This is a genomic window from uncultured Boseongicola sp. (assembly GCF_937988555.1).
GTDB lineage: Bacteria > Pseudomonadota > Alphaproteobacteria > Rhodobacterales > Rhodobacteraceae > Boseongicola.
On sequence record NZ_CALJXO010000214.1, the window covers coordinates 1 to 6,693 of the forward strand.

Sequence of the window (6,693 nt, forward strand, 5' to 3'; positions counted from 1 at the left end):
CCGTTTTACAGAGACGCAAATTATCCACTGCCCGGCAGCGTATCGCGCAGCAATATCCCGAGAGGGGGAATGATAAAGGAGCAGGAGGCTGGGATGCCAATGGCAGAGGTGCGTTGCAGTCTTAGTCCGGCGGCGCTCTACAACTGCACCACGTCCGTGCCTCGATGCGCCGTGATCTATTTCTTCAGCGTCGACAAGCCAACACCCAGATCATCGGCCACCTGCTTGCGCGTAAGCTCACTGGTCAGCGCAATCCTCACCGCATCCTTGCGGAATTCGTCCATTCTTCCATGTCCCATAGTTCGTCTCCTTTGTTGCAGTAAATGCTATCAAAGGAGCGGCATCAAACCGCGACAGGTCCAGTATCAGCGGGCGGCTAAGAAGATCCCCGTTGTGCTCAGTGCCGAAGAAGTTGCACGCATTCTTGAGGCCGGGCCCGGACCCGGGCTGAGATATCGGGCGGCGTTCAGCGTGGCCTATGGTGGCGGGTTGCGGGCGAGTGAAGTCACGCATCTGAAGGTTGGCGATATCGACAGCGACCGCATGTCCACGTCATCGTACCGGGTGGTGGGTTGTCACCCGATGGGTCCCGTTGGCTTGCCTGCCGTCCCGGGTTCTTCCTGCCGGTGAAGGTCCTGTCGAGGCTGTTCCGCCGTTTGTTCCTGGAAGGTCTGACAAGGTTACACAAGGCAGGCAAGCTGGCCTTCTTCGGTGATCTGGTGCACCTATCCGATCCTGACGCCTTCGCGGCCCACCTTGCTCCGCTGCGCAAAGCCAACTGGGTGGTTTATGCCAAACCACCCTTCGGCGGGCCGGAGGCCGTCTTGGCATACTTGAGCCGCTACACGCACCGTGTGGCAATCTCAAACAGCCGCTTGGTCAGCGCCGATGCCAACTCCGTTGCCTTCCGGTGGAAAGACTATCGCATCAAACGCGGGGATCGCATGAGGACTATGCGCCTGCCCACGGGCGAGTTCATCCGACGCTTTGTGATCCATGTCCTGCCATCGGGCTTCCACCGCATCCGCCACACAGGCTTCCTCGCGAATGGCATCCGCCGCGACAGGATCGCAAAGATCAGGTCCTTATTGGAGGCTGAAGCAGACGCCAATCCGAAAGCCGATGAAGATCAAGGTGTCGATACCGACGAACGAGACCAGTCCCAGCCGTGCCCCAAATGCGGTGGCGCGATGATGATCATCGAGACTTTCTTGCGCGGCCAGCTTCCTCAATCCCGAGCACCGCCATGGGAGGACGCCGCATGATACGAGGAGCAAACCCGGCCCTCCCTTGCGCAGGCACCGGACCAGTCAGTGCGGCCATCTCACCAAATCATGCGCTGCACCCGGCCTGTGGCTGCATGATACGAGACCCGTCGACCAAATCGGGTCGGGCAAATCGACCCATTCGCACTGCCTGTCGTCATGCAGCCGGTCGCACTGCACATCGAGCACCGCAGCCCTAGCCCACAATCCCCATAGCATCAAAATCCGCCCGCGCTTTCCTCCTTGTCAGATTTGTCGCCGCTGCATCTCGCGATGACAGCAGCCACAAACCTTAGACGAAAGAGGTCGTCGCTATTTCCCGCTCCTAACCTATTCCTGGATCGATTGAAGATAGTAAACTAGCTCAAGCACCCGCGATCGCGCCCTTTGCCGGTTCAGTTCATCCGGGCCGTATTCCGTCATGGACCTTTCCCAGTAGCGGTCACCCCACACAGGCATTTTTCGGTCGCCGTGAGCGGCCACTTCCGCACGTCCGTCGATGACTTGGAATACCTTATCGGATGGAAATTGACCGTCATTGTTTGCGGCCAGCTGCGTGAGGTCGCCGGGGTCTACACCTCGGAAGACACGAGTGAGGAAGCCAGCACCTTTTCCGTCTTCGCCATGACATGACGCGCAAGAGTTTTCGAATTCGGCAGCAACTGGCTCGAAGCTCCTCGCTGCTTCCTGCGCCGTCACGATTACCGTCTGGGAGAACAAAAAGACCACCGCTGCACTGATAATTCTAACCAAGAGTTTGGACATTTACCGATCCTCCTATGAATGGTTAGACGCTACCAAAAAACGAGATGCCGGAATTGATCGGCGTCAATTCGGCGGCTTCACGACTGCGATCTCCGCTTTCATCTGACACCTACTTTTCACGCATTTCTGCCGTTCCCAAGCACTAAGGAACGTCAGCTTTGGGGTCAAAGCAGTCATACAAACTCTGTGCCCTGATGGCGGCTTCTGACCCGGAAGAGGCGTCGACATGATTCACTCGCGGTGCGCTGTCAGGGGTCGGCAGACCTGAAGCGTCCAATCCTGGTCAGTTGTTATCCGTGAGACCGGATAGGAAGTCCGCTATGATACATTTGACATCAGCATGATGCCCCAAGAGCAGGTGGCCGCCATGATCTAGCGCAATGAATCGTGCGATCGGCACGCCCTCTGCGATCGCCTCCCCGACGGCGAAAGGATTGAGGCGGTCGTCCCAGGCATGAACGACAAGTGTTGGCGCCTCGATCGCCTCCAGCTGATAGACTATACTTGGATCAACTGCGGCGCCCTCGTTGCCCACTCCAACGACTCGCTTGGACGCTGGCAGGAACTCGTCGACAAGACGGCGGATGAACGCCTCCTCTTCTGAGGAAAGGGCTTCGCGAAGGTCGGTGCGGGCATCGAACGTCTGCTCTAGGCCACCTCGCGCGACAGGGGTCAGCAACCAATACACAACATCGTTTCCAAGCAATGCGCCATAGACCCAGCTTGGGATCGGCCTTCCCTCGACGTCGGGGCTGAAGGGCGTAAATGGCGCTGACGATAGCAGCACCATACGGTCGACCCGGTCCGGATAGAGTTCGCCAAACTGGAGGGCGGGCGGCACACCGCCGGACATTGCCAAGGCACTCACCCGTCTCAATCCCAGTTCATCGAGAAGATCGGTAAACGCGTGCGCTTGGTCATCCGGCGACCCGTGTTCCGTCAATTCACTGCGCAAGTATCCGAAGCGTGAGACTGCGATCCACATAAAGCTGTCCCCCCAAAGACTTCAGCGAGAAGTCGCCCCTGGTCGAGTCCGCCGCCCGCGCTGTGAACAGCCAGGACTGGCGGCCCCTCGCCCCAGACCGCGTACTCCGTCGCTCCGTGGCGCGTCTCTACCAGACGGCTCTCAGCCTCCAGCATCTTGACGCGCTGGTTATTCTCACGAAATGCGATCGACGATATCAACACACCGACAGCGAGAATGGCCACCAGCAGGTATCTCAACCATTTCATTACGGACATTCAGCGTCTCTTCGATGTTTCCGAGCCCCAAAGGAGTATTGCGCCATCAAGGAACCGATGGAAGGCAATGTGACCGTCTGAAGACCATTAAGGTCCTGGGCAACGGCAATGGGCTCTAAGCAGTCATCTGATGATTTTTGCCAAAGAAGGCGTGGCTCCTAGGATTATTCTTGCACTTGGGCCGGTTCGTCGCAATCACGCTTCAGACCACGCGCGGTGCTTCCAGGGTGTGATACGCTCCGTTCGAAGCTGCTCGGTTCGGGCCGACGCGCGGCGCCTGCGATCCCCCGCCCTTCAAATCACTCATATCTGCAACCTTACGCGAACCATGCGGCCATCCCTTTGAATCTCTATTTCCCAACTTGAGGTGTCGGTTGTAGCTGCATTCTCTATGTCTGACGGGGCGAGGATCTTGGTGCCGTTGATGCGCACGATGGTGTCCCCGGGGCGCAGGCCTATGCGGCTGGCGTAGCCTTCGGCCTGCAGCACAATCACCCCTTGGCTGCTAAGGGGCAGGTCAAGATCGCTGATGAATTTCGGATTTACGCGGGCAACCACCAGCCCGTTGAAGGGCGAACTTGCGGTGACCAGAAATGGCGCGCTGTCGGGCGTGTCGGGCGCCTGCGCCACCGCGACGGTGGCGTTGGATGGCGTGCCGTCTCGCAGAAACCGGATCGCGGCGTCAGAGCCAAGGCCACTGGTTGAAAGGCGAAACTCAAGCTCTGCCGGGCCATTCACGGGCAGGTCATTGATCGACAGTATGACGTCTCCGGGCTGCATATTGGCGGCAGCAAAGGGGCTCTGCGGGTGGATTTCGGTGATCATGGCGCCAGTTGGCACGTTCTGATCCAGCGCATCTGCCAGCGCGTCGTCAACCTGTTGAACGGCCAACCCAGACCACGGGCGTATGAATGCTGTGTGACCTGCGCGGGCCTGAGCGATGTATTGCATCACCATGTTAGAGGGTATCGCGAAACCGATGCCGTTTGATCCGCCAGAGCGCGTGAGGATTGAGGTATTGATGCCGATCAGTTGGCCCTGCATATCCACCAGCGCACCACCTGAATTGCCCGGATTGATGGGCGCGTCGGTTTGGATGTAATAGCCGGCTTGGCTGCCGACATTGGCACCACTGCGGGCAAGGCCGGAAATGATGCCGCTGGTTACTGTCTGTCCAACACCAAATGGGTTTCCTATGGCCAGCACTAGATCGCCGACCTGAATCGCGTCGGAGTTGGCGAGTTCGATGGTTGGTAGGTTGTCGGAATCTTTCAGTTTGATGACGGCGATGTCAGTGTCCTGATCGCTGAGCAGGATTTCACCCGCGAATTCGCGGCGGTCTGACAAAACAACGCGAATTTCTCTGGCGTCGCCGACCACGTGGTAGTTGGATACGACGATGCCGTCCGCGCCGACAATCACACCGGACCCCAGCGAGTTTTCCAGCCGCGGAACGGATTGGCCGAAACCAAAGAATTGGGAAAAAAACGGATCGCCCGCAAAAGGGCTGACCTGTTCAGCCACGACGCGGGTTGCGTAGATGTTTACGACGGCGGGCGAAGCTTCGCGCACAACAGGTGCGAAAGACAATTGCATTTGGAGTTGGGTGGTTGGCACCAGTTTTTTTTCGGCGGAGCTGATTGTGGCGGCTGCCATTGTCCAGACCAAGAAACATACCGCGAAAATGCGCATTGGCTTACCCCGAGGCTTGTTGCAGCTTTGGCGCCCAAAATGGGGCGCCAAAGATCTTCTTCAAAGGCCAGACTAATCGCCGGATTTGACTTCGACCTTCTTGACCTTGGTCACAGCCTCTGGCGGTTTGGGGATCGTGACGGTCAGAACGCCAGATTTTACGGCGGCGTCAACCTTGTCGGGATCAATGTCAAACGGCAGCGTCATAGAGCGGAAGAACGATCCGGAGTGGCGTTCAATGCGGTGGAATTCGCGCCCCTCTTCTTCGCCCTTTTCCTCGTTTTCCGACTTTTTCTCACCCTTGAGTGAAATGCGATTGCCGGTGACTTCGACATCGATGTCTTTCATTTCGATGCCGGGCAGTTCTGCAGTGATGCAGATTTCCTTGTCAGTTTCGCTGAGGTTGGAACGCACGGCAAAGCCATCGGTTTTGGACAACATGCCAGTGTCAAAATCGTCGATCAGAGAGTCGATCTGTTTGCGAAGTGCGCCAAACGGCCCGTTGGCATCAGCTTGTTTGCCTAACCATGCTGCGGGTAGCCAATCAGTGTTTGCCATTCATATGCTCCATCTTGAATGATTTATTGGTTGGTATTTGCATAAAAAATGGAGCGCTGGCCTGACCTAGATCAATTTTGGGGGGCAGGTCAGGGGGACTAGCGGCGAAGAAGCGGCAAGGCAACCTCACGGCGTCGGCATTGGGCTCAGTGCACTCGCTCGCCGCACTGCTGACAATCCTTTGCTGAGCGGACTAAGTGAGGTTTCGCTGCGCGCCTACCAAAGCCAAAGGCGTTCTGTGATTTGCGACTTCCATAACCAATACCGCGTCAAAAAACCAAGGCCGTGCCTTAGCCGAAGAAAAATCGCCAGCCAACAATCAAAAAAGCTGCAAGGAAGAAGACGACTGCGACAATTATCCGGATCCGAGCAAAGGGACTGACAACCGATATGGAATCGCGACGAAGATTTTTCACCGGATCACATGCACTGAGCATTTGGCATGGCGAACAACCCTCCCAGCAGTTGAGCCTAGAAAGATGTTCTCTATTCCAGGCTTGTGTGAGGCTAAGACGATGCAATCGATCCCGTTCTTGTCAGCGTAATCGACGATGAAACGCCCCGCATGACCCGAACCCAATATCGCCGAGGACCCCGGCAACGCCCTGGACGATTGCCTCAAGGTGCGCTCGATTTCGATGCGCTTCTTGGCCAAAATATCTCCAAGGATCTGAGACTCTACGTAGGAGGGTATCGTTTCCATTACGTGCAGCACTGTGAACTCAGCGTCTTCGTCTGCCAGGGTGCGTGCCGCCAGATAGGATGCCTGAGTGTCGTGCCCTTCATCAAAAAGAACGGGCACAAGAATGCTTTTGTACATCGCCTGTCTCCTTCGAGTTCAAGTGGTGGACCTGCAGAAAAGCCTAATTCAAACGAATTTTCCGGGCATTGAGCCACATCAATCACTGGCGGATCTACCCAGCAGAGAAGTGTTTGTAAGCATCTCAATAAACAGCCGTCTTGTCCGCTTACGGCCCAAGCACTAAATCGCTCCGCGATAGGGGCGCTTGTGGCGGGTGTTGCGTTGAATCGGGATTTGTTGCGCGGTTTTAGATGTTGGGTGTGTGCTGTTGGTCGAGGTGATTTCGCCTCGATTGACAGAGGACATTCCGATGAACATTCAACAATCGACACCAATTACACCGCTTCGCGCCCGCATGATTGCCGATAT

The 6,693-nt window shown here is 56.7% G+C and carries 6 protein-coding genes and 2 pseudogenes; 1 reads left to right on the forward strand and 7 read right to left on the reverse strand.

The window, feature by feature from the left end; translation table 11 throughout:
• Nucleotides 1-179 precede the first annotated feature (179 nt).
• A pseudogene (locus tag Q1B15_RS12780) lies at nt 180-299 on the reverse strand (IS3 family transposase); the annotation flags it as partial.
• 240 nt (nt 300-539) lie between these two features.
• Here Q1B15_RS12780 and Q1B15_RS12790 point away from each other — a divergent pair.
• A pseudogene (locus Q1B15_RS12790) lies at nt 540-1,265 on the forward strand (transposase); the annotation flags it as partial.
• A gap of 330 nt (nt 1,266-1,595) precedes the next feature.
• Here Q1B15_RS12790 and Q1B15_RS12795 read toward each other — a convergent pair.
• The 6 genes from Q1B15_RS12795 to Q1B15_RS12820 all read right to left on the reverse strand — a co-directional run bounded on the left by Q1B15_RS12795 (nt 1,596) and on the right by Q1B15_RS12820 (nt 6,342).
• The gene (locus tag Q1B15_RS12795) at nt 1,596-2,030 is read right to left on the reverse strand and encodes a c-type cytochrome (RefSeq protein ID WP_299754134.1); all 435 of its coding nucleotides are present in this window, start codon (nt 2,028-2,030) and stop codon (nt 1,596-1,598) included.
• 283 nt (nt 2,031-2,313) lie between these two features.
• On the reverse strand, nt 2,314-3,015 hold the full coding sequence (locus Q1B15_RS12800; RefSeq protein WP_299754136.1) for an alpha/beta hydrolase: 702 nt from the start codon (nt 3,013-3,015) through the stop codon (nt 2,314-2,316).
• A complete protein-coding gene (locus Q1B15_RS12805; protein ID WP_299754138.1) occupies nt 2,970-3,272 on the reverse strand; it encodes a hypothetical protein in 303 nt (100 codons plus the stop codon). Before Q1B15_RS12805 ends, Q1B15_RS12800 begins: the two co-directional genes overlap by 46 nt.
• A 303-nt stretch (nt 3,273-3,575) precedes the next feature.
• On the reverse strand, nt 3,576-4,928 hold the full coding sequence (locus Q1B15_RS12810) for a trypsin-like peptidase domain-containing protein (protein WP_299754140.1): 1,353 nt from the start codon (nt 4,926-4,928) through the stop codon (nt 3,576-3,578).
• Nucleotides 4,929-5,036: 108 nt separating this feature from the next.
• A complete protein-coding gene (locus Q1B15_RS12815; protein ID WP_299754143.1) occupies nt 5,037-5,522 on the reverse strand; it encodes an Hsp20/alpha crystallin family protein in 486 nt (161 codons plus the stop codon).
• Between the two features lie 412 nt (nt 5,523-5,934).
• Nucleotides 5,935-6,342 carry a universal stress protein gene (locus Q1B15_RS12820; protein WP_299754145.1) on the reverse strand — a complete coding sequence of 136 codons (408 nt, stop codon included), beginning with the start codon at nt 6,340-6,342 and terminating at the stop codon, nt 5,935-5,937.
• Between the last annotated feature and the right edge of the window lie 351 nt (nt 6,343-6,693).

What these genes read in the sequence shown, in the direction of transcription:
- Q1B15_RS12820 (WP_299754145.1), bottom strand. Translation starts at nt 6,342, where the DNA reads ATGTACAAAAGCATTCTTGTGCCCGTTCTTTTTGATGAAGGGCACGAC.
- Q1B15_RS12800 (WP_299754136.1), bottom strand. Translation starts at nt 3,015, where the DNA reads ATGTGGATCGCAGTCTCACGCTTCGGATACTTGCGCAGTGAATTGACG.
- Q1B15_RS12815 (WP_299754143.1), bottom strand. Translation starts at nt 5,522, where the DNA reads ATGGCAAACACTGATTGGCTACCCGCAGCATGGTTAGGCAAACAAGCT.
- Q1B15_RS12810 (WP_299754140.1), bottom strand. Translation starts at nt 4,928, where the DNA reads ATGGCAGCCGCCACAATCAGCTCCGCCGAAAAAAAACTGGTGCCAACC.
- Q1B15_RS12795 (WP_299754134.1), bottom strand. Translation starts at nt 2,030, where the DNA reads ATGTCCAAACTCTTGGTTAGAATTATCAGTGCAGCGGTGGTCTTTTTG.
- Q1B15_RS12805 (WP_299754138.1), bottom strand. Translation starts at nt 3,272, where the DNA reads ATGTCCGTAATGAAATGGTTGAGATACCTGCTGGTGGCCATTCTCGCT.